This is a genomic window from Phenylobacterium kunshanense, assembly GCF_003254525.1.
Classification (GTDB): Bacteria; Pseudomonadota; Alphaproteobacteria; order Caulobacterales; family Caulobacteraceae; genus Phenylobacterium; species Phenylobacterium kunshanense.
Window position 1 is genome coordinate 118901 of the sequence record NZ_QFYS01000008.1, and the last position, 20093, is coordinate 138993.

General features: G+C 68.6%; 21 protein-coding genes. 4 read left to right on the top strand and 17 right to left on the bottom strand.

Annotation, left to right across the window (positions count from 1 at the left end; genetic code table 11):
• Positions 1–53: 53 nt before the first annotated feature.
• Complete coding sequence (locus DJ019_RS16720; protein ID WP_111277206.1) at positions 54–578, bottom strand: SMI1/KNR4 family protein; 525 nt, start codon at positions 576–578, stop codon at positions 54–56.
• A 1308-nt stretch (positions 579–1886) separates the two neighbouring features.
• The gene (locus tag DJ019_RS16725) at positions 1887–2696 is read right to left on the bottom strand and encodes an amidohydrolase family protein (protein WP_111277207.1); all 810 of its coding nucleotides are present in this window, start codon (positions 2694–2696) and stop codon (positions 1887–1889) included.
• A gap of 75 nt (positions 2697–2771) precedes the next feature.
• Here DJ019_RS16725 and DJ019_RS16730 point away from each other — a divergent pair, with 75 nt between their 5' ends.
• The gene (locus DJ019_RS16730; RefSeq protein WP_111277208.1) at positions 2772–3203 is read left to right on the top strand and encodes a MarR family winged helix-turn-helix transcriptional regulator; all 432 of its coding nucleotides are present in this window, start codon (positions 2772–2774) and stop codon (positions 3201–3203) included.
• 23 nt (positions 3204–3226) lie between these two features.
• On the opposite strand, the gene DJ019_RS16735 is transcribed toward DJ019_RS16730, so the two are convergent.
• Entirely contained in the window at positions 3227–4390 is a 1164-nt protein-coding gene (locus DJ019_RS16735) for a hypothetical protein (RefSeq protein ID WP_111277209.1), read from the bottom strand.
• 74 nt (positions 4391–4464) lie between these two features.
• Positions 4465–5649 (bottom strand): MFS transporter, encoded by a 1185-nt coding sequence (locus tag DJ019_RS16740; protein WP_111277210.1) that lies wholly within the window; start codon positions 5647–5649, stop codon positions 4465–4467.
• Between the two features lie 131 nt (positions 5650–5780).
• On the opposite strand from DJ019_RS16740, the gene DJ019_RS16745 reads away from it, so the two are divergent.
• The gene (locus tag DJ019_RS16745; protein WP_111277211.1) at positions 5781–6083 is read left to right on the top strand and encodes a glycine zipper 2TM domain-containing protein; all 303 of its coding nucleotides are present in this window, start codon (positions 5781–5783) and stop codon (positions 6081–6083) included.
• A gap of 12 nt (positions 6084–6095) precedes the next feature.
• On the opposite strand, the gene DJ019_RS16750 is transcribed toward DJ019_RS16745, so the two are convergent.
• From DJ019_RS16750 to DJ019_RS16800, 10 genes are all read right to left on the bottom strand, one after another.
• On the bottom strand, positions 6096–6368 hold the full coding sequence (locus DJ019_RS16750) for an usg protein (RefSeq protein WP_111277212.1): 273 nt from the start codon (positions 6366–6368) through the stop codon (positions 6096–6098).
• 141 nt (positions 6369–6509) lie between these two features.
• Positions 6510–7076: an NUDIX domain-containing protein gene (locus tag DJ019_RS16755; protein WP_111277213.1), complete on the bottom strand. Its 567-nt coding sequence runs from the start codon at positions 7074–7076 to the stop codon at positions 6510–6512.
• A gap of 7 nt (positions 7077–7083) precedes the next feature.
• Complete coding sequence (locus DJ019_RS16760) at positions 7084–7338, bottom strand: CBU_0592 family membrane protein (protein WP_111277214.1); 255 nt, start codon at positions 7336–7338, stop codon at positions 7084–7086.
• Entirely contained in the window at positions 7338–7994 is a 657-nt protein-coding gene (locus DJ019_RS16765; RefSeq protein WP_165844043.1) for a hypothetical protein, read from the bottom strand. The genes DJ019_RS16760 and DJ019_RS16765 overlap by 1 nt, the downstream gene beginning before the upstream one ends.
• 99 nt (positions 7995–8093) lie before the next feature.
• Entirely contained in the window at positions 8094–8357 is a 264-nt protein-coding gene (locus DJ019_RS16775) for an ATP synthase F1 subunit epsilon (RefSeq protein WP_111277217.1), read from the bottom strand.
• A 6-nt stretch (positions 8358–8363) separates the two neighbouring features.
• Positions 8364–9908 (bottom strand): F0F1 ATP synthase subunit beta, encoded by a 1545-nt coding sequence (gene atpD / locus DJ019_RS16780; RefSeq protein ID WP_111277218.1) that lies wholly within the window; start codon positions 9906–9908, stop codon positions 8364–8366.
• A gap of 12 nt (positions 9909–9920) precedes the next feature.
• A complete protein-coding gene (locus tag DJ019_RS16785; protein ID WP_111277219.1) occupies positions 9921–10793 on the bottom strand; it encodes a F0F1 ATP synthase subunit gamma in 873 nt (290 codons plus the stop codon).
• A gap of 32 nt (positions 10794–10825) precedes the next feature.
• Positions 10826–12358: a F0F1 ATP synthase subunit alpha gene (atpA, locus tag DJ019_RS16790; protein WP_111277220.1), complete on the bottom strand. Its 1533-nt coding sequence runs from the start codon at positions 12356–12358 to the stop codon at positions 10826–10828.
• A gap of 5 nt (positions 12359–12363) precedes the next feature.
• Positions 12364–12918, bottom strand: coding sequence for a F0F1 ATP synthase subunit delta (locus DJ019_RS16795; RefSeq protein ID WP_111277221.1), 555 nt, complete (start codon positions 12916–12918; stop codon positions 12364–12366).
• Positions 12919–13264: 346 nt separating this feature from the next.
• Positions 13265–13603: a DUF8200 family protein gene (locus DJ019_RS16800; protein ID WP_111277222.1), complete on the bottom strand. Its 339-nt coding sequence runs from the start codon at positions 13601–13603 to the stop codon at positions 13265–13267.
• A 306-nt stretch (positions 13604–13909) separates the two neighbouring features.
• Here DJ019_RS16800 and DJ019_RS16805 point away from each other — a divergent pair, with 306 nt between their 5' ends.
• Complete coding sequence (locus DJ019_RS16805) at positions 13910–15904, top strand: transglycosylase domain-containing protein (RefSeq protein WP_111277223.1); 1995 nt, start codon at positions 13910–13912, stop codon at positions 15902–15904.
• Here the strand turns inward: DJ019_RS16805 and DJ019_RS16810 are convergent.
• From DJ019_RS16810 to DJ019_RS16820, 3 genes are all read right to left on the bottom strand, one after another.
• A complete protein-coding gene (locus tag DJ019_RS16810; RefSeq protein ID WP_111277224.1) occupies positions 15898–16641 on the bottom strand; it encodes a M48 family metallopeptidase in 744 nt (247 codons plus the stop codon). The two genes, DJ019_RS16805 and DJ019_RS16810, sit on opposite strands and share 7 nt — an antisense overlap.
• A gap of 41 nt (positions 16642–16682) precedes the next feature.
• Positions 16683–17999: a polyhydroxyalkanoate depolymerase gene (locus DJ019_RS16815; RefSeq protein WP_111277225.1), complete on the bottom strand. Its 1317-nt coding sequence runs from the start codon at positions 17997–17999 to the stop codon at positions 16683–16685.
• Positions 18000–18088: 89 nt separating this feature from the next.
• Entirely contained in the window at positions 18089–18700 is a 612-nt protein-coding gene (locus DJ019_RS16820; RefSeq protein WP_111277226.1) for an SCO family protein, read from the bottom strand.
• Between the two features lie 45 nt (positions 18701–18745).
• On the opposite strand from DJ019_RS16820, the gene DJ019_RS16825 reads away from it, so the two are divergent.
• A complete protein-coding gene (locus DJ019_RS16825; RefSeq protein WP_240606521.1) occupies positions 18746–20089 on the top strand; it encodes an ActS/PrrB/RegB family redox-sensitive histidine kinase in 1344 nt (447 codons plus the stop codon).
• Positions 20090–20093: the final 4 nt, after the last annotated feature.

Below are 20093 nucleotides of genomic sequence, written 5' to 3' on the forward strand. Positions count from 1 at the left end.
TATTCCATTAAATCAATAACTTATAACCTATTGGCGGAGAGGGGAACGGTCGGTCACCCGGCGAGCCAAATCGGCGGCGCTCTGGGACACTTGTCTATTTCCGGATCGATAGAGAGCTCCCATCCCGGCGGCCTTCCCTCGTCGAGGGCCTGATCGTGCTCTGCGAGTAAGAGCAGAAATCTAGCGAGCGACGATCCCGCCGCCCAACGCGGCTGCTCGAACAGGTCCTCGGAATCGAAAAAGTAGACCGCGGGCGTGTGACGTCCGGAAGCTAAATCCAGGCCATAGAAATTCCCACACCCGTCGGAAAAGATCGGCACGGCATGTACATGCAGCAGGTCTCCAATCGACCCGTCGCGGCGCCATTCCGGACGCTCGTTCCATTTCGGCAGTATCGCTGCGAAGTCGCCGATGCTCGCGACGCGCTCGCGGTATAGAGCTTCCAGGTGGGGCGGCATCTTGCCGCCGAGCACCTCGCGGACCTGCTGAATGATCCCTTCCGCATCGTCCTTGCGTGACCGTCGAAGCGCGCCTCGCGCTTCAAGCGTCCGGCAAGCTTCTGAAACAGTGATGTCCATGGCCGGTGCTACCGTTTGGGGATTGGCGGCGGTCGCGGAACGCCGGCCCTCAGGATGTACGGCTCGATTAGCTTGTCCATCCTCATGGTGTGAGCCATCACCTCAGCCTGCGTCGGCGCTCGACCTAGGCTCCTCACCCACGCCTCAGTCGCCTGCGTCACGGCGATATGCGCTTCTTCCTCCAGCGCCTGGAGATTCGCCAGCCGATTAGGATCGGCGTTCGGAAACTGCTTTCGAAACCGCAGCGCTACGCGATGGTGTACCTGCCCAGCCCAATCGCTGGCTCGGCCGCCGTAGGCACGAGCGTAGCGTTCCCGGGCCGCCCGGCGTATCGCCCTCTCTTCGGCATCCGCGCGAGGCTTGGGAGAGGGTCGCGCCGACGGGCTAGGCCGAGCGGGCGCGGGCTTGGGGGCTAAGCCGGGTTCTCGCCCCAAGAGGTTCAGGGGTGCTCTGCCGAGTTGAGAGGTGGCAGCACGGGCAGCGAGGAGCCCAGCGCCTTCGGCCAGCAGTGGGACGGCCATCGGAGCGAGCGCAGGGATCGCCATCCACCAGTTGCGACCGGACTCTTCCCGCACGACGTCCTTGAAGGCCGCTTGCTCGCGCCGGAGCTTCGTCATCTCGTCTTCTTGGGTGGGTACCCGCGCAGCCGTCGCAGCCGACGTCGCAGACTGCGCGTTCGAGGTCGGCCGATACGCCACTGGTCGGACCTGGGCCTGCGCAGACGTCCAACTCGTCGGCGTCCGACCCGGCGCAACGCTGAAAGTCGAGCTGCCGGTAGCAGGATAGCTGTGTTCCCGACCACGGCCCCGTTGCATCGTGCGCGCTCCGAGGGTCACGACGTCGGCAGGCCTTGGTGCGTAGGGGAGTTCGTCTGTGATGCCGCCGGCAGCCCATGCGGCCCGGCCAGCGAGCTCCGCATCCGGTCCTCGCCCCGCGACCTCGCGGCGCCTCCGTTCCATCCATTCCGCAATGCCTTCGGCGCGCACGTCATCGCGAGCCGGCTGGAACCCAGCCATGCCTGATCTCTCCTCAAGTTGTTCAAGACCCGTCCGTGGCCCGGCCGTCGCCGCGCACACGTGCCCACCTCAAGCTTCACTTTGCCTCAAGCGGAACTGTATGTCAAGAACAAAACATGAACATGTGCCCCGCGCGAAGTCGCTGAACTGCTACAAGGCTTGCTACAGGAGTAGATCGAACAGACTACCAGTCTGTTGATTTCGCGAACAAAATTTCGCCTTGGCGTTAGCCCCTCCCTCTCCGCCACGTGCCTAGCTCCACAGGCCCCATCCCGCCTGACCAATCCCCAGCCTAGAGCCCGAACACCCGCCGCGCATTGCCGCTGAGGTACGCATCCCTCTGCTCGGGCGTCAGGCCCAGGTCGTCGAGCCGGGCGAGGCACTGGGCGGGCGAGAGCATCGGCCAGTTGGTGCCAAACATGACCCGGTCCCGCCCAAGCCCCTTCATCCACTCCACGAAGGCGGGGGGCAGGCGGTGCGCGGCGTAAGCCGAGGTGTCCACGTGGAAGTTCGGGAACTTCACGGTCATGGTCACCAGCTCGTCGAGGAAGGGGAAGCCCACGTGGCCGCCCACGACCACGAGCTCGGGAAAGTCGAGCATGACCTCCTCCAGATAGGGGATCATCCGCCCCGTCTCTGACCGGCGCAGAGGGCCGGTATGGCCGATCTGGGTGCAGAAGGGCACGCCGGCGTCGATGCAGGCGGCGTAGATCGGATAGTAGCGCCGGTCGTTGGGCGGCAGGCCCCAGAGCCAAGGCACGACCCGCACGCCGACGAAGGTCTTCCGGTCGGCCAGGCGGCGGATCTCGCGCACGGTCTGCATGGGCGCCTCCAGATCGACCGTCATGAGGCCGCGGAACCGGTCGGGAGCCCGGGCGACGCAGTCCGCCACCTCGTCGTTCGAGATCAGGCTGCCCTCTGGCCCGTGCCATCCGGACAGCAGAGTGATGTCGACGCCGGCGCGGTCCATGGCCGCGAGGGTGGATTCCACCGTCTGCAGGTCGAGCTCGGTCCGGCCCGTCCAGCGCAGCAGGGTCTCCATCCACGGCCGCCGGGCCATCCGCTCGGTGGTGATCTGAGCCCAGACGTCGATCGCGCCCATGCCGCCCTCCATTTACTTCACTAGTGAAGTTATGGCTGACTGCGCGTCGGCGGGCAAGCGCGGTATGGAGCGGGGATGACCCCGTCAGACCTCCGCATCTATCACCGCCTGCAGATGGCGGCCCATCGCCTGCAGAAGGCGGCCGATCGCCGCGTCATGGCCGCCGCCGGCGTGACGACCGCCCAGGCCGCCGTCCTGGCGATCGTGAAGGGGCAGGAGGGCGCGACCCAGCGTTCGATCGCGCGCCAGCTCGGGCTCAACGAATCCGCCATGACCGCCATGGTCGGCCGACTGAGCACGCTCGGTCTGCTGGTGCGCACGCGCGATCCCGTCGACGGGCGGACATGGAACCTCGAGCTGACGGCCCAGGGCGAGGCCGCGCTGGCGGCGCTGGGGCCGGCCTTTGGCCAGATCAACTCCCGGATTTCCGACGCGCTCGACCCCGCCGCGCTCCTGGCGCTGTCAGACGCGCTTGCCCGCCTGACGGAAGCCTTCGACGACGCGTAGGGGGCCGCGCGCCGGGGGCCCGGCTAGAAGTCGCAGCCCGCCGTCGATCCGCGTGGCGCAGCGCGACCGTCGAGGCTGACGCTGGCGCTGTAGTAGCTGTTCGCGTTCCCCGTCGGCGCGGTCCTCTGGTCGACGGTCAGGACGAAGGGCGCCTTGTTGGGCGCCAGGCCCGCGAAGGTGCGGGCGCCCTCGCCCGTGCCCAGTTTCTCGCAGGCGACTTCCGTGACGGTCGCGCCCCGCGCGCGCAGGGCGCCGGGGACGTCATAGGGGATCTCCGCGCCGACCTTCATCCAGGAAACGCCAAGGCTCGTGGGCGAGGCGCCGCGGCCCTCGACGCTGACCGTCAGACCGCCGATCTGGCCGCTGGCCAGCTCGCGCGCGGACGCCGGGCGGGCCGCCCAGCGGATGCCGGTCGCCCGGCTCCGGATGTCCGCCAGAGTGGGGCGCTGCCCCGGCGCCGGCAGGGCGGCCAGCAGCGCCTCGGCGGCCGGCCCAGTGTCCACGATCCGCTTCCAGTCGTCCCGGCATTGCTGATCGGCCCATCGCGTGGCCGACGCCTCGCGGGCGATGTAGTCGCGCCGGCACTTGGCCAGGAAAGCCGGCATCGCCGCATCCGGATCGGTCGCTGGTCCCGCCGAGGCGGCGGCCGGCGCGGCTGAGGGCGTCTCGGCAGCCGCGCCGGCGCCCACCGAGATCGCGGCGCCGAAGGTGCTTCCATTCCACGCGAGCTGGGCTGCGCACTGGGCGCTGGGCGCGACCGCCGCGCCGCAGGCGAGGCCCCGCTTGGCGATCTGCACCCGGGTCGGCCGACCGGCGACGAGACGATAGGCGATCAGGGTGTCTGACCAGGCCCGGAGCACCTGGCCGCGCGCATTGGCGACATAGATATCGACTTTCGCCTCCCCACCGGGGCGGAAGAGGCCCGGGCGCCCGGTGCAGGCGTAGTCACCCTCGGAGACGAGATAATCGAGCCGCCCGTCACCCGTGAAATCCTGGGCGATGACGAAGCGGCCCTGGCCGGGTCGCCCGCCCGCGGCGCGGCAGCGCGCGTCGAGGTCGTTCATGTGCGAAAGGACCAGCGGGGGGACGGGCGGCGGCTGGGGCTGGGCCCAGGCCAGACCGCCCGGAACCTGAAGTCCCGCCAACGCCGCGAGGACGAGCCGCCTGACCGGATACGTGCGCCGCATGGAATCCTCCCTGGCCTCAGCCTAGGTGGACCCCGTCCAAGGGCGCAAATCACCCCTTCGCCAACTCGCTGGATTCAGGAAAGCCTGCGGGTGGTGCGGCCGAGCGCCACGAGGATCGCCGCCGCCGCCAGGGCCACCGGCGCGACCGAGAAGAAGACCTCACCCGGCGAGGCGCCCGCGCTGCGCAGTTCTCCCGCGATCAACGGCCCGAAGATGGATCCCAGACGGCCAACGCCCACGGCCGCGCCGGCGCCGGCCGCTCGGAAATCCGGCGGATAGAGCATCGGCGCCACGGCATAGAGCGAGAACTGGGCGCCCATCACCAGGAAGCCCGCGGCGGCGGACAGGGCCAGGATGGCGACCGGCGCGTCGGCGGCGGCCAGTCCCGCCATGGCGGCGGCCAGCGCCAGATAGGCGAGCGCCAGGGGACCACGCCAGCCCATCCTGTCGCTGATGGCGCCCATGGTGAGCGAGCCCACCACCCCGGCGGCGTTGAAGGCCATGGCCGCCGCGAAGCCCTCGGAGGGGGGATGGCCCTTGTCCACCACGAGGGTCGGCAGCCAGTTGAGCGCCAGGTACAGCACCACGAGCGTCAGCATGAACGCCGCCCAGACGAGGACTGTGGAGGCGGCGCGACCTTCGCCGAACAGGGCGCGGACGGTATTTCTGTCGGCCTCCGGATGGGGCTCCGGACGGGTCTCGGGCAGGAGCAGCAGGATCACGGGGAGCAGCAGCAGCGGCACGACGCCGCCGGCGACAAAGATCGTCCGCCACTCCAGGCCCTCGCCCGCCAGGCGCGCGATCAGCGCCGCCGAGGCGCCCCCCACCGGCATGCCGCAGAACATGGCGGTGACCGTTGCAGTCCGCCGCTCGGGCCGGCTGATCTCCATGGCCACCGCGATCAGGTTGGGCATGGCGCCGCCGAACCCGAGGCCGGTAGCGAACCTGGCCCAGAGGAGGATTTCGTAGGATGGCGCCGCGGCGGTCGCGAGGGAGAACAGCCCGAACAGCGCCACCGAGCCCAGCAGCACCGGCTTGCGCCCCACCCGGTCGGCCAGCCACCCGCCCCCAAAGGCGCCGATGACGAGACCAACCATGGCGATGCTGGCCGCCCAGCCGATCTGCGACGGGCCGAGGCCCAATTCAGGCGCCATCCCCGGCGCGGCGACGCCGAATGCCTGGATGTCGTAGCCTTCGACCGCCGCGATCAGGAAGCAGACGAAGACGACGAGCCCCGCGCCGCCTTTGATCCTGGCCAATCCTCACGCCCCCAAGATTTCCCCGGCGCGCACCATGCCGCCAGCCGGCGCCTCGCGACAAGCGCCCGGGAAACCCGTCGGCCCGCCGCGAGTTAAGCAGCCCGTCCACGACAGCCACCAACGAGGAAGACATGCGCAACCGACTCATCGCCGCCCTGGTGTTCGGCTGTTCGAGCCTCGCGCTCGTGGCCGCGCCCGCTCCTGCCGAGGCCAAGCGCGTGCTGGTCTGCAAGACCGTGAACGTGAAGAAGAAGGCCAATACCGGCACGGTCATCGGCGCCGTGGCCGGCGGCGTCCTCGGCAACCAGATCGCCGGGAACGGCGCCCGCACCGAGGGTACGCTGCTGGGCGCTGGCGTCGGCGCGGTCGCCGGCCACGAGATCGCCAAGAGCAACGCGAAGAAGAAGCGGCGCTGCCACTACGAGTACCGCTGAGGCCTCCCCGCCTCAGTGGATGCGGAACTCCGCGCCGATCGCCTTCAGATCCGCGGGCTTGATCAGGCGGTTGTGGCCCACCGTGACCTTGAAGAGCGGTCCGTCGAGGGTCCGCGCCCAGAAGTCGAGGAACTTCCGCAGGGTCGGGAACTCGGGAAAGAGGTCGTAGTCCTGCCAGATATAGCTCTGCAGCAGGGCCGGATGATCAGGCATGCGATAGAGGATTTCGGCCGTGGTCAGGCCGTAGCCCTGGAGCTGTTTGCGGAATTCGGGCGACACTTTCATCAACGACCTCGCGAACGTAGAACCGCCGCGCGGTCGCAACCGAGCGGCCGCGCTGGACTCCAGTTCGGCCGAGTCGGAATGAAAGTTCTATGAATTCCTTATGTTAGCACTCGCCAGTCGGCGCTGCTGCCACGAGGAGGCCTAGCCGAACAGGTCCGGCCGCCGCACTCGCAACGCCAGGATCAGCGCCAGGGACTTCAGGTCTTCGATCCGCCGCTGCTCGACCCAGGTCCAGAGAAGGGCGAGCGGAACCTCCTCGACGGTGATGAGCTCGCGCTCCGTGTCGACCCCGCCGCCGGCCCCGATGCGATCCTCCGCGGAGTAGGTCGCCAGGAAGAGGTCCACGCGCTCGCTGGACACGCCCGGGCAGGAGAAGGGCGAGCCGATCGGATCCAGGCGCGACAATGGGACGCCGCATTCCTCCATCGCTTCCCGGATCGCCGTCTCCTCGGCGTCTTCGTTGTCGACCATGCCCGCCGGCGCCTCGAGCAGCTCGGGCGGACCGCCCGCCCAGATCACGGGAGCGCGGGGCAGGTTGACCATCAGCGCCGTCCGGCGTTCGGGATCGTAGGGCAGCACGCAGGCCGCCCGGCCGTGATGCTCGATCTCGCGGGTGAAGGTCTGGCCATCCCCCGCACTCAGCGTGGCGACCATCAGGGTCGTGTAGCCCTGGTAGACCGTCTCGACCTTGCGGAGCTCCGCCGGCATGGCCGCCTCAGCCTTCGGCCTTGCGCCGCAGGGCCCAGCGCAGGAGCCCGGCCAGCGCGACGAGCGCCCAGGCTCCCTCCATCACGGTGGCGGAAAGGTTGAAGTCCCCGGCCAGGAGCGACCACAGGATCAGGCACGCGCCGATCAGGTTGCAGCACAGCGAAAGCGGTCGCTCGGGATCGACCTTCCCGAGCGCTGCACCGGCGTAGGCGACGAGGATGAGCGCGACGCCGACCAAACCGGCGACGTCGACCGGGCTCATCAGAACGTGCGTTCCTGGTACTGCAGGGTGCCCAGGTCGTACTTGGCGTTGACCTGGGTGTCGTCCGGCTTGCGGACCGTGGAGAAGTTCAGGCCCACCGACTGGTTGGACGTGAGGTACTCCCACGAACGGCGGACGCGCTTCAGGCCGTCAGGATCCTGCGGCTGGGTGTAGTTGGCGGTCGGATCCAGCGGCGGCTGATGCACGAACGCCCAGATGTTGAGCGCCTTGGCGATCTCCTCGGCGGCCGTGGCCGGGTAGCGCAGCTCGACGTTGCAGACCGTCTTGTTCGAACCCGCCGGGAAGACAATGACCTGGTACGCCTTGTTCTCGGTTCCGAGCGGCTTGTTCCAGCTCTGCTCACGCTTGTTCAGCTTGAAACCGTTCGGCTTGGCGATGTCATCCAGCTTCTGGCCACGAACCATCGGCATGCAGATCTTCTCGACCACCTGGATCGTCTCGAATCCGTAGCCGCTGGTGGGGAGCGGGGGCGGCGCGGGCGCGGCCTCGGGGGCCGGCGCAGCGGGCGCGGCCGCAGGCGGCGCGGCCTCGGTGGCGGCCGGCGGCGCCGGCTGGGCGGCGGGAGCGGGGTCCTGCGCTTGGGCGGCGGTGGCGACGCCCGCGGCGAGGATCAGGCTGGAGAGGACGAGACGCATGAAATTTTCCCCTGACTTCGGCCGCGCATCAAACTTAAACACGGCGCCCTAGGCAAGGCCTCAGGGCGGCCGTTTTACGGCGGTGAATTCACGTGCTCGTTAGGCGGCTTCGACCGCGTGTTCCGCCAGGATCGTCAGCCCTTCCGGGGTCACATCGGCAAAACCGCCACGGACCTCGTAGGTCGTCACTTGACCGTTGTTGTAGACGCGCACCGGACCCTCTTTGAGGGTGGTCATGAACGGCGCGTGGTTCGCCAGGACCCCGAAGTCACCTTCGGAGCCCGGGGCGTCCACCTGGTCCACCAGGCCCGCGAAGAGTTCGCGTTCTGGCGAGACCAGGGAGAAGTGGAGCTTGTCGGCCATGGCGCCTTAGGCTTCCGCGGCCAGTTGCTCGGCCTTGGCGACCGCTTCCTCGATCGCGCCGACCATGTAGAACGCCTGCTCGGGCAGGTGGTCGTACTCGCCGTCGACGATCGCCTTGAACGAGCGGATGGTGTCCTTCAGCTCGACGAAGGCGCCGGGCGTGTTGGTGAACTGCTCGGCCACGTGGAAGGGCTGCGACAGGAAGCGCTGGATCTTCCGGGCGCGGGCCACGATCAGCTTGTCCTCTTCGGACAGCTCATCCATGCCCAGGATCGCGATGATGTCCTTCAGCTGCTTGTACTGCTGCAGGACTTCCTGGGTGCGGCGGGCGACGGTGTAGTGCTCCTCGCCGATCACCAGCGGGTCCATGATCCGGCTGGTGGAGTCCAGCGGGTCCACGGCCGGGAAGATGGCCTGGGCGGCGATGTCGCGGCTCAGCACGGTCGTCGCGTCCAGGTGGGCGAACGAGGTGGCCGGCGCCGGGTCGGTCAGGTCGTCGGCGGGCACGTAGATCGCCTGCACCGAGGTGATCGAACCCTTCGAGGTCGAGGTGATCCGCTCCTGCAGGTTGCCCATCTCGGTGGCGAGCGTCGGCTGATAGCCCACGGCCGACGGGATGCGGCCCAGAAGCGCCGACACCTCGGCGCCCGCCTGGGTGAAGCGGAAGATGTTGTCGACGAACAGGAGCACGTCCTTGCCTTCCACGTCGCGGAAGTACTCGGCCTGAGTCAGGCCGGTCAGGGCGACGCGGGCGCGGGCGCCCGGGGGCTCGTTCATCTGGCCGTACACGAGGGCGCACTTGGAGCCTTCGGTCGAGCCGTTGTTCGCCTTCGGGTCCACGTTCACGTTGGACTCGATCATCTCGTGGTAGAGGTCGTTCCCCTCGCGGGTCCGCTCACCCACGCCGGCCAGCACGGAGTAACCGCCGTAGGCCTTGGCGATGTTGTTGATGAGCTCCTGCATGGTCACGGTCTTGCCCACGCCGGCGCCGCCGAACAGGCCGATCTTGCCGCCCTTGGTGTAGGGGCACATCAGGTCGATGACCTTGATGCCGGTGACCAGCACTTCGGCCGAGGTCGATTGCTCGGCGAAGGAGGGCGCCTCGCGGTGGATTTCCGAGAAGGTCGTGGTCTTGATCGGACCGGCCTCGTCGATCGGCTCGCCGACCACGTTCATGATGCGGCCGAGCGTGCCCGGGCCAACCGGCACGGTGATCGCCGCGCCCGTATCGGTCACCGGCTGGCCGCGGGTCAGGCCCTCGGTGGTGTCCATGGCAATCGTGCGGACGGTGTTCTCGCCCAGGTGCTGGGCGACTTCCAGCACCAGACGGAAGGGCTCGCCCGTCCGCTGGTCGGTGTTGCTCGTCTCCAGCGAGTTCATGATGGCCGGGAGGTGGCCGTCGAACTCAACGTCGACGACGGCGCCGATGACCTGGACGATCTTGCCGGTGGCGACGCCCTTGGCGGCGACCGCTTTGGTGGCGGCGGCCTTGGGAGCGGCGGGCTTCTTGGCGGGAGCCTTGCGGGCGGGCTTGGCGGCGGCTTCGGACATGTCGTTCTCTTCCTAGAGCGCTTCGGCGCCGGAGATGATCTCGATCAGCTCCTTGGTGATCTGCGCCTGGCGTTGACGGTTATATTTCAGGGTGAGGCCGGCGATCATGTCGCCGGCGTTGCGGGTAGCGTTGTCCATCGCGGTCATCTGCGCGGCGAAGAAGCCGGCCTGGTTCTCGAGCATCGCCGAGAAGACCTGGGTCGTGATGTTGCGCGGCAGCAGCTCTTCGAGGATGGCGGCCTCGTCGGGCTCGTACTCGTAGGCTGCGCCCTTGAGGTCGAGCGGAGCGCCGCCGTCGGCCACCTGGGCCGGGATGAGCTGCAGCACGGTCGGCTGCTGGCTGACCACCGACTTGAAGCGGCTGAAGATCAGGCTGACCACATCGACCTCGCCCGCCTCGAACAGCTCGCGGATCTTGGTCGACACCTCTTCGGCGACGCTGAGCGACGGGTTCCCGCCCGCCTCGTAGACGCCGACATAGCGGTCGCCGAAATGCCGGCGGAGCTGGTCGCGCGCCTTTCGCCCGACGACCAGGACGCGCACGTCCTTGCCCTCGGCGACCAGGGCGTTGAGCCGCTCGCGCGCCGCACGGACGATCGAGCTGTTGAAACCCCCGGCCAGGCCGCGGTCGCTGGTGGCGACCACGACGAGGTGGCGACGGTCCGATCCCGTGCCCACCAGCAGCTTCGGCGCGCCGTCACCAGACACGCCGGCCGCCAGGTTAGAGATGACCGAGGCCATCCGCTGGGCGTACGGGCGCGCGTTCTGGGCGGCGTCCTGCGCCTTCCGCAGCTTGGCCGCAGCGACCATCTGCATCGCCTTCGTGATCTTCTGCGTGGCTTTCACGCTTCCGATCCGATTGCGCATCTCCTTGAGGCTGGCCATGCCCTAGCGGTCTCCGCTCAGCGCTCGAGGTCTCAGGCGAAGGTGTCGTTGAAGGCGGCCAGGGCCGACTTCAGACGATCTTCCACCGGTCCCAGGTCCTTGCCGACCCGGATCTGGTCCAGCAGGTCCTGATGCTTGGCATGCAGGAACGAGAGCAGCTCGCGCTCCCAGCGGCCCACATGGGCGGTCGCCACCTTGTCGAGGTAGCCGCGGGTGCCGGCATAGACGACGGCGACCTGCTCCTCGACGGCGAGCGGCGCGTATTGCGGCTGCTTCAGGAGCTCGGTCAGGCGCTCGCCGCGGGCCAGCATGCGCTGGGTGGCCGCGTCGAGGTCCGAGCCGAACTTCGCGAAGGCGGCCATTTCCCGGTACTGGGCCAGCTCGCCCTTGATCGGGCCCGAGGCGGCCTTCATCGCCTTGATCTGGGCCGATGAGCCCACGCGGCTCACCGAGATACCCACGTTCACGGCGGGGCGGATACCCTGGAAGAACAGGTCGGTCTCGAGGAAGATCTGGCCGTCGGTGATCGAGATCACGTTGGTCGGGATGTAGGCCGACACGTCGTTGGCCTGGGTTTCGATGACCGGCAGCGCGGTCAGGGAGCCCGAGCCGTTGTCGGCGTTCAGCTTCGCCGCGCGCTCCAGCAGGCGGGAGTGCAGATAGAACACGTCGCCCGGATAGGCTTCGCGGCCCGGCGGGCGGCGCAGCAGCAGCGACATCTGGCGATAGGCGACGGCCTGCTTGGACAGGTCGTCATAGATGATCACGGCGTGCATGCCGTTGTCGCGGAACCACTCGCCCATGGCGCAGCCGGCGAAGGGCGCCAGGAACTGCAGCGGGGCCGGGTCGGAGGCGGTCGCCGACACGATGATCGTGTACTCGAGAGCGCCGCGCTCCTCGAGCGTCTTCACGATCTGGGCGACGGTCGAACGCTTCTGACCGATCGCGACGTAGATGCAGTAGAGCTTCTGGCTCTCGTCGCCGCCGGCGTTGACCGACTTCTGGTTCAGGATGGTGTCGATCGCCACGGCGGTCTTGCCGGTCTGGCGGTCGCCGATGATCAGTTCGCGCTGGCCGCGGCCGATCGGGATCAGGGTGTCGATGGCCTTCAGGCCGGTCTGCACAGGCTCGTGCACCGACTTCCGCGGAATGATGCCCGGAGCCTTCACGTCCACGCGGCGGCGCTCGGCCACGTTCTGGATCGGGCCCTTGCCGTCGATCGGCTCACCCAGCGGGTTCACCACGCGGCCCAGCAGGCCCTTGCCCACCGGCACGTCCACGATCTCGCCGAGGCGGCGGACTTCATCACCTTCGCGGATCGAACGGTCTTCGCCGAAGATCACGACGCCGACGTTGTCGCGCTCGAGGTTCAGGGCCATGCCCTTCACGCCAGCGGAGGGGAACTCCACCATTTCGCCGGCCTGGACGTTGTCGAGGCCGTAGACCCGGGCGATGCCGTCACCGACGCTCAGCACCGAACCGACGTCGGAAACGTCGGCCTCAGCGCCGAAGTTGGCGATCTGCGACTTGAGGATGGCCGAAATCTCGGCGGCGCGGATATCCATGGGCCTTACGCTCTCTTCAGGGCGAATTTCAGGGAGTCGAGCTTCGACTTCAGCGAAGCGTCGAACAGACGGGAACCGACCTTCACCTTGATCCCGCCCAGGAGGGCCGGATCGACGCGGGTCGAAATCTCAGGATCCTTGCCGAGCGCCTGGCGCAGGGCCTGGGCGACGCCCTTGGCCTGGGCCGCGCTCAGCGGAACGGCGGTGGTGACCTCGGCCGAGACCGCGCCACGGGCGGCGGCCGAAAGCTGGGCGTAGCCGGCGATCACCTCGGACAGCGACGAGGCGCGGCCGTTGGCGGCCAGAAGGCCCAGGAACTTCACGGTCGTCGGGTTGAACTTCGCCTTCGCCGCGATGGCGGCCAGGCCCTTGCCCTTGTCCTCGGCGCTGAACGCCGGCGAGGCCAGCAGGGCCCGCAGGTCGGCGGACTCCGCGATCGCCGACTTCAGCGACAGGAGGTCCTTTTCGACCGCGGCAACCTGCTTCTGGTCGCTCGCCAGGTCAAACAGAGCTTGGGCGTATCGGGAGCCCACATTCGACAGATTGGTATCGTCCGCCACTATTGTCCGCCCGGGTCGTATGTCACGCGCCGCAAACGGACCGGTCCGCTGCGGCTAAAGGCTTGAAAGCGCTTGAAGAAAGCACATCGGTCCTGGAGCTTTCGAAAGACCCCGGCCCAAAGCCGCGCGCCTACTAGCATGCGATGTTGTGCGTCGCAACCGAGCCTGCCCGGGGTTCCCCAGCGGCAAATGGTCGATTTTCCAGTCGGTTTGCGATTGCGACGGTCGAGCGGGGTTGCGCCGAGGGCAGCGACCGACGAGGCCCGACCAAAAAAGTGGCCGCGGGTTGCCCCGCGGCCCAGGCGACAGAAGCTCGACAAGAGAGCTGCTGGGAGACGTGTGAGCCTTACTGCTTGGCCAGTTGAGTGCCGCCCGCCTTCGCGAGGGCCTTGGCGTTGCAGTCGGCGAGCTTGTCCTCGGCCAGCGACTTGCGGCCTTCGAAGGAGGCCACCGGGCCCACCTTGTCGGCGATGGTCTTGCAGGTCGAGGTGGCGAAGGTCTGCGAGGTCGGAGCCGCGGCCACGCAGGTGTCGCCTTCGCAGTTGAACATGGCGCCGCCGGCGATGAACTTGGTCTTCTCGGCGACGGGCGCCGCCAGCTTGGCGGTGATCGCGTCGGCGGCGAGGGCCTGGCCGGCGGTCAGGGTGGCGAGGGCGGCGCAGGCCGCAAGGATTTGGAGCTTCATTGAGCCCTCCAGCGTTTCGGGGAGTTGTCGGCGCACAAGGATTTGAGTACCGGCCCGGTTCGCCGCGTTTGGCCGCCCCGGGTATCCCCTCCCTTGGCGCACGTCGAACTGAGCATTGCTAAGATAACGGTGTTAAGATCGACCCGCAATATCGAAAAGCGCAATTCCACTATGCAGAAATGCAGATGCACGCAGCGGTCGCGCCGAACGCGTTCATCTCTCGTCAATCATGTTTGGCGTTCCGTTCGCATGGGCTAAGGCAGGGCCGGGCGGGGCGGCTCATCGATCGGTTAGGACGACGCTGACATGGCCAATGCGCAGCCGCCGGGCCAAAAGGGCTCGCCGCGACCCAAGCGCTCCCTGCTCCAGAACCTGATCTACTGGACGCTGGTGCTGGGCGTCTGGGGCCTGATCTTCCTCGTCGCCTTCTTTGCGGTGTTCGCGGTCGACCTGCCCGACACCTCGAAGCTCTATGACGTGAAGCGCCAGCCGTCGGTCTCCTATCTCGACCGGTCGGGGGCCCTGCTCGCCGTCCGCGGCAGCCAGTACGCGCCGCCCATCGACCTGGACAAGCTGCCGCCGCATGTGCCGCGGGCGTTCATCGCCATCGAGGACCGCTGGTACTACTGGCACTTCGGCTTCAACCCCTGGGGCATCATCCGCAGCGGCATCTATAATCTGCAGCATCGTGACCAGGGCGGCCCGCTCCGCGGCGGTTCGACCATCACCCAGCAGCTCGCCCGCAACCTCTTCCTGACGCCCAGCCAGAACTACCGCCGCAAGGCGCAGGAGCTGATCCTCGCCGTCTGGCTGGAGGCCCGGTTCTCCAAGAAGCAGATCCTGGAGCTCTATCTGAACCGGGTCTATTTCGGCGCGGGGGCCTACGGCATCGAGGCCGCCTCGCAGCGCTATTTCGGCAAGCCGGCGACCCAGCTCACCCTTGGGGAGAGCGCGCTGCTCGCGGGGCTCATGAAGGGCCCCTCGCGGTATTCGCCCGTCGCCTCCACCGATCGCGCGGCCCGACGGGCCACAGTGGTGCTGGATGAGATGCTGGAGGCCGGGTTCATCACTTCCGCCGAGCGCGCGCAGGCGATCCGCACCAAGGTGCGGGTGAACCCCGTCCTTGCGAACCAGCGCGCCCAGTATTTCGTCGACTGGGCGGACGACCAGGTGCGGGCCCTCGTGGGCGAGCCGACCGAGGACCTGGTGGTGGAAACCACCCTCGACCTGCCGCTGCAGGCCAGCGCCGAACAGGCGGTGAAAGCCGGCGTCGCCGCCGCAAAGGGCCAGGGCGTGGAGCAGGGCGCGCTCGTGTCCATCGACGGCGAGGGCCGGATTCGCGCCTACGTCGGCGGGACCGACTATCTGGAGACGCAGTTCGACCGGGCGACCATGGCCAAGCGCCAGGCGGGCTCGGCGTTCAAGCCGTTCGTCTATCTCGCCGCCGTTGAGGCAGGACGCACCCCGGCCACGCCCGTCGTCGACGAGCCCCTCAAGATCGGCGAGTGGGAGCCGCGCAACTACACGGGCCAGTTCCTCGGACCGATCACGCTCTCCACGGCCCTGGCCCAGTCGGTGAACACCGTGGCCGCCCGCCTGGCCAACGAGGTCGGCACCTCCAACGTGGCCGCCACCGCCCGCCGCCTAGGCATCAGCTCGCCGATCCAGCTCGATCCGTCGATGGCCCTGGGCGCGGTGGAGGTGAGCCCGCTGGAAATGGCCCAGGCCTATGCTCCCTTCGCCAACGGCGGCTACCTGGCGCGAGGCTATGGAATCGAACGCATCCGCACCGCCACCGGCCGGGTGCTCTACGACCGCAGCCTCGACCCGCCGCCGCGGGCTCCGGTGATCGGACAGCCGGCGCTCGGCTACATGGTCACCATGATGCGTGGCGTGGTGACCAACGGCACCGGAACGCGCGCCAACGTCCCCGGCTACGACCTCGCCGGCAAGACCGGCACCACCAGCGATTATCGCGACGCCTGGTTCGTCGGCTACACCGGCGGCTTCGTGACCGCCGTCTGGGTGGGGAAGGACGACAACAAGTCCATGAAGCGCGTCACCGGCGGCAATGCGCCCGCCGGCATCTGGCGCGACTATATGACGGCCGCCCTGCCCCGGTTGAAGGTCGCGCCGATTCCCGGCGGCGACGTGGAGATTCCCGAGGCCCAGGGACCGATCGACCAGATCCTGGACGGCGTCACCGACTTCTTCCGAGGCGAGGACGACGAGCCGCCGCCGTCCGAGTTCGACCAGGCGCCGCGGGCCCGCGATCGCCGGCCGGAAGAGCCCGTCTACTGACGGCCGAAGGCGTGCAGCCGCGCGCCCTCGGCCCGAAGCCAGTCGCGGTGGCGACGCTCGTCGCCGACCAGGGCGCGGACGTGGGCCCAGAAGCGCGGGCCATGGTTCAGCTCAAGCAGGTGGGCGCACTCGTGGGCGGCCACGTAGTCGGCCACCTCGAACGGTGCGAGGGCCAGGCGCCAGGAATAGCGGATCGACCCGGCGGTCCCGCGCGGGCCCGGCCGGCATGACCCCCAGCGGGACTTGGCGTCCGCCAGGCTGACCTTCGGCATCGGCGCGCCGAGGCGGGCGGCATAGTGCGCGGTTCGGACGGTGAGCACCTCGAGCGCCCGCCGTTTCAGCACCAGGACGACCGCCCGCGTGAACCCTTCACCCTCGCCCATGGCGACGATGCGTGGCGTGGATCCGTCGGCGGGCTCAACCCAGCGCGCCCGGCCCGTGCCGGAGTCCAGGCGGACCGGTTCGCCGAAGACCTCGATGAGCATGCCCGCGGCGAGCGCATGGGCCTGGGGCAATTCGGCCAGCCGCTGGGCGATCCAGTCCGCGCGCTCGCGGGCGAAGGCGGCCGCCTCGGGCAGACGGCGGGGCGACGGGGCGGTGGCGACGATCTCGCGCCGCGTCCGATCGAGGCGCAGCGAGACACGCCGAGCCCGGCGATTGACCTTCAGCCGCACCGGCGCGCCGGCCACCTCCAGCCGGTCGCCGTCGGCGAGCGAGGGGCGGCCGAAGAGACTCATGCGGAGAATCTACGCCGCCCCGCTGGGCGGCGCGAGCGCGATCAGCCCTTGGCGCCCCGCTGCGGCATCGCGACGACCTCGCCACCCCGCGTGGCCAGCTTGGGCCGCGGCAGGCCATGCTCCGTCCGCCGGATGAAGTCGCGCACGCGAGGATAGATCTCCTCCCGGAACCGCTTGCCGTTGAAGACGCCGTAGTGGCCGACGTGCGGCTGGATGTAGTCCTCCTTCAGCTCGACCGGCAGGCCGAGACACAGGCGGTGGGCGGCCTGGGTCTGGCCGATCCCCGAGATGTCGTCGTTCTCGCCCTCGACCGTCAGCAGGCCGACGTCGGTGATCCGCTCCGGCTTCACCTTGCGGCCGCGATGGACCAGCTCGCCCTTCGGCAGCAGGTAGCGCTGGAAGACCACATCCACCGTCTGCAGATAGAACTCCTCGGTCAGGTCCAGCACCGAGAGGTACTCGTCGTAGAACTCGAGGTGTTTGTCAGCCGAGTCCCCGTCGCCCTCCATGAGGTGGGCCAGGTACTTGCGATGGGCCTCCTGGTGCTTCTCCAGGTTCATGGACATGAAGCTGGCGAGCTGGACAAAGCCCGGATAGACGCGCCGGCCCGCGCCCAGATAGGGCGGCGGCACGTTGTAGATCATGTTCGACTCGAACCAGGCGAACGGCCGCTCCTCGGCCAGCTTGTTCGTCACCGTCGGCGACAGGCGCGCATCGATCGGCGAGCCCATGTAGGTCATGGAGGCCGGCCGGCTCTCCTCGCGGTCCTCGGCCATCAGCGACACCGCGGCCAGCACCGGCGGTCCCGGCTGGCACACGGCGACCACGTGCGGCCGCGGCCCCAGCACCCGCAGCATCTCGCGGATGTGGTCGATGTAGTCGTGGAAGTCGAAGCGCCCGTCCACCATCGGCACGTCGCGGGCGTTGGTCCATTCGGTGATGAACACCTCATGGTCCTGCAGGAAGGCTTCCACCGTGCCGCGCAGCAGGGTGGCGTAGTGGCCGCTCAACGGGGCGGCGATCAGCACCGCGGGCTCCAGCTCGGTCTTGCCGGCGCGGCGCAGGTCGGCCGTGTCGCGCGCGAAGTGGGTCAGCTTGCACCAGGGGCTGGACCAGACCTCCTGCGTGCGCACCCGCACGGGCTGTCCGTTGATCGGCACGCTGTCGATGCGCCAGTCGGGCTTGCCGTACCGGCGGGTCAGGTTCGCGAACAGGTCCGAGGTGGCGTAGAGGCGACGCCCGAGATCGGTCTCCGCCGCCGGATTGAGCGGCGAACTCCAGAAGCTGCGCGCCGCCAGGGCGGCGAAGCGGAGCGGGGAGGCCGTGTAGTAACCGGCTTCATAGAGGCTGTAGAGCATGAGGACCTGCCTTTGTGCGCTGCAGCATAACATGCGGGACCTTAATAGGCTCCACAAGCTCCCGCTTGCACACGATGTCGCAGGGCGGCTCAGCAGCTCGTGGCGTTGGCGCCCTGGGCCATGGCGGCCTTGATCTTCGCCGCCGTCTGCTCCGGGGTCAGCTCGTAGGGCAGGATGCAGGCGAATTTGCCCTTGGGGTTCATCAGGTAGCTGTAGGCGGCGTGGTTGACCGTGTAGTCGTCGCCCTGGACCTGCTTCTGGTAGAAGACCCGGTAGGCCTTGGCCGCGACGTCCACCTGGGCCGGGGTCCCCGTGAGGCCGACGAGGCGCTTCGGGAAGGCCGGATTGTTCACATAGGCGGCCATCTGCTGGGGCGTGTCCCGCTCGGGATCCACCGAGATCAGCACCATCTGGACCTTGTCCGCATCCTTACCGAGCATCGGCTCAACCTGCCCGAGCTCGAACAGCGTGGTGGGACAGATGTCGGGGCAGTGGGTGAAGCCGAAGAACACCACGCTCCACTTGCCGCGAAGCAAATCCTGGTCGACCGTACGCCCCTGGGTGTCCACCAATTGGAACGGACCCCCCAATGTGACGGTTTGCGCAGGCGGTCCAAGCACGCCTTTGCGGACCGCGAGACCGGTGAGGATGGCCAGCGCAAGCGCCAAGATCGCGATGAGGACCAGGATGCGCCTGGACATGGGTGCTTCCCTTGCTGGCGGCCATGCGCCCTGCGGAGGCAGGGCGTGACGAACGTCTCCGCCCAGACCGCCGGCCTCGATACGGCCCCGCCCGGCGCGACGCAAGACGTCTGGGACACGGCCGCGATCCGCCGAGGGCACCTGCGGGTCCGCACGCTCGTCAATGTCCGCTGGATGGTCATCGGCGGTGAGGTGGCGCTGCTGATCGCCATGGCGTTCGGGCTCCGTTACGTCGCGCCGTACGAACTCTGCGCCGCCGTCGTCGCGGCGGGCGCCGCGGTCAATCTCATCACCGCCCGGATTTCGCCCCAGCAGCGGGTGATGGGCGACCGGGAGGCCGTGGTTCAGCTCTGCATCGACCTGGTGCAGATGTCGCTGCTCCTGGCGCTCATCGGCGGCACCGCCAATCCGTTCATCCTGGTGCTCCTCGCGCCCGTCACCCTCGCGGCGGCCACCCTGCCGCTGCGGCCGCTGGTGGTCGTCGGCGCCGTGGCCTCGGCGCTGTCTATGGCCCTTGCTGTGGTCTCGCTCCCGTACCCGGACATCCTGCTGCCGGTGGAATTCCGGCTGACGGCCGGCGTGGCGAATGTCGCCGGGATCGCCCTCGTCGCCAGCTTCATCCGCCAGTCGGTGGTCGAGGCGGCGCGGATGGCCCTTGCCCTCGACGTCACCCAGACCGTCCTGGCGCGCGAGCAGCGGCTGTCAGCCCTGGGCGGGCTCGCGGCGGCCGCGGCGCATGAGCTGGGCACGCCGCTGGCCACCATCTCGATCGTCGCCAAGGAGATGGCCCGCGAGGCCCAGACGCCGAACGTCAAGGAGGACGCCGAACTGCTGATCGCCCAGGCCGAGCGGTGCCGCGAGATCCTGCGTCGCCTCTCGGCCACGCCCGAGAAGGCGACCGACGAGGTGCACGAGCGCCTGTCGCTGCGCCAGCTCGTCCAGGAGGTGATCGAGCCGCACGCCAACGCCAGCAAGGAGGTGCGCGTCGAGGCGATCGTGACGGGCGCCAAGGACGTGAAGACCCCCGACATCCATCGGCGCCCCGAGATCGTCCACGCCTTCACGACCTTCGTGGAGAACGCCGTCGACTTCGCCCGCTCGGAAATCCTCGTGTCGGCCCGCTTCGACGCCGACACCATCACGGTGGAGGTCCGGGATGACGGTCCGGGCTTCGCGCCGGAGGTCCTGGCCAAGCTGGGCGAGCCCTACGTCACGACGCGACCGGGCGCCGAAGGGTCGCGGACCGGCCACATCGGCATGGGACTCGGCTTCTTCATCGCCAAGACGCTGCTGGAGCGGACCGGGGCCGTTGTGACATTTCACAATGCCAAGCCCAGGGGCGCCGTCGTATCGGCGCGCTGGAAGCGGTCTGAACTGGAAGTTGTGTGACCGC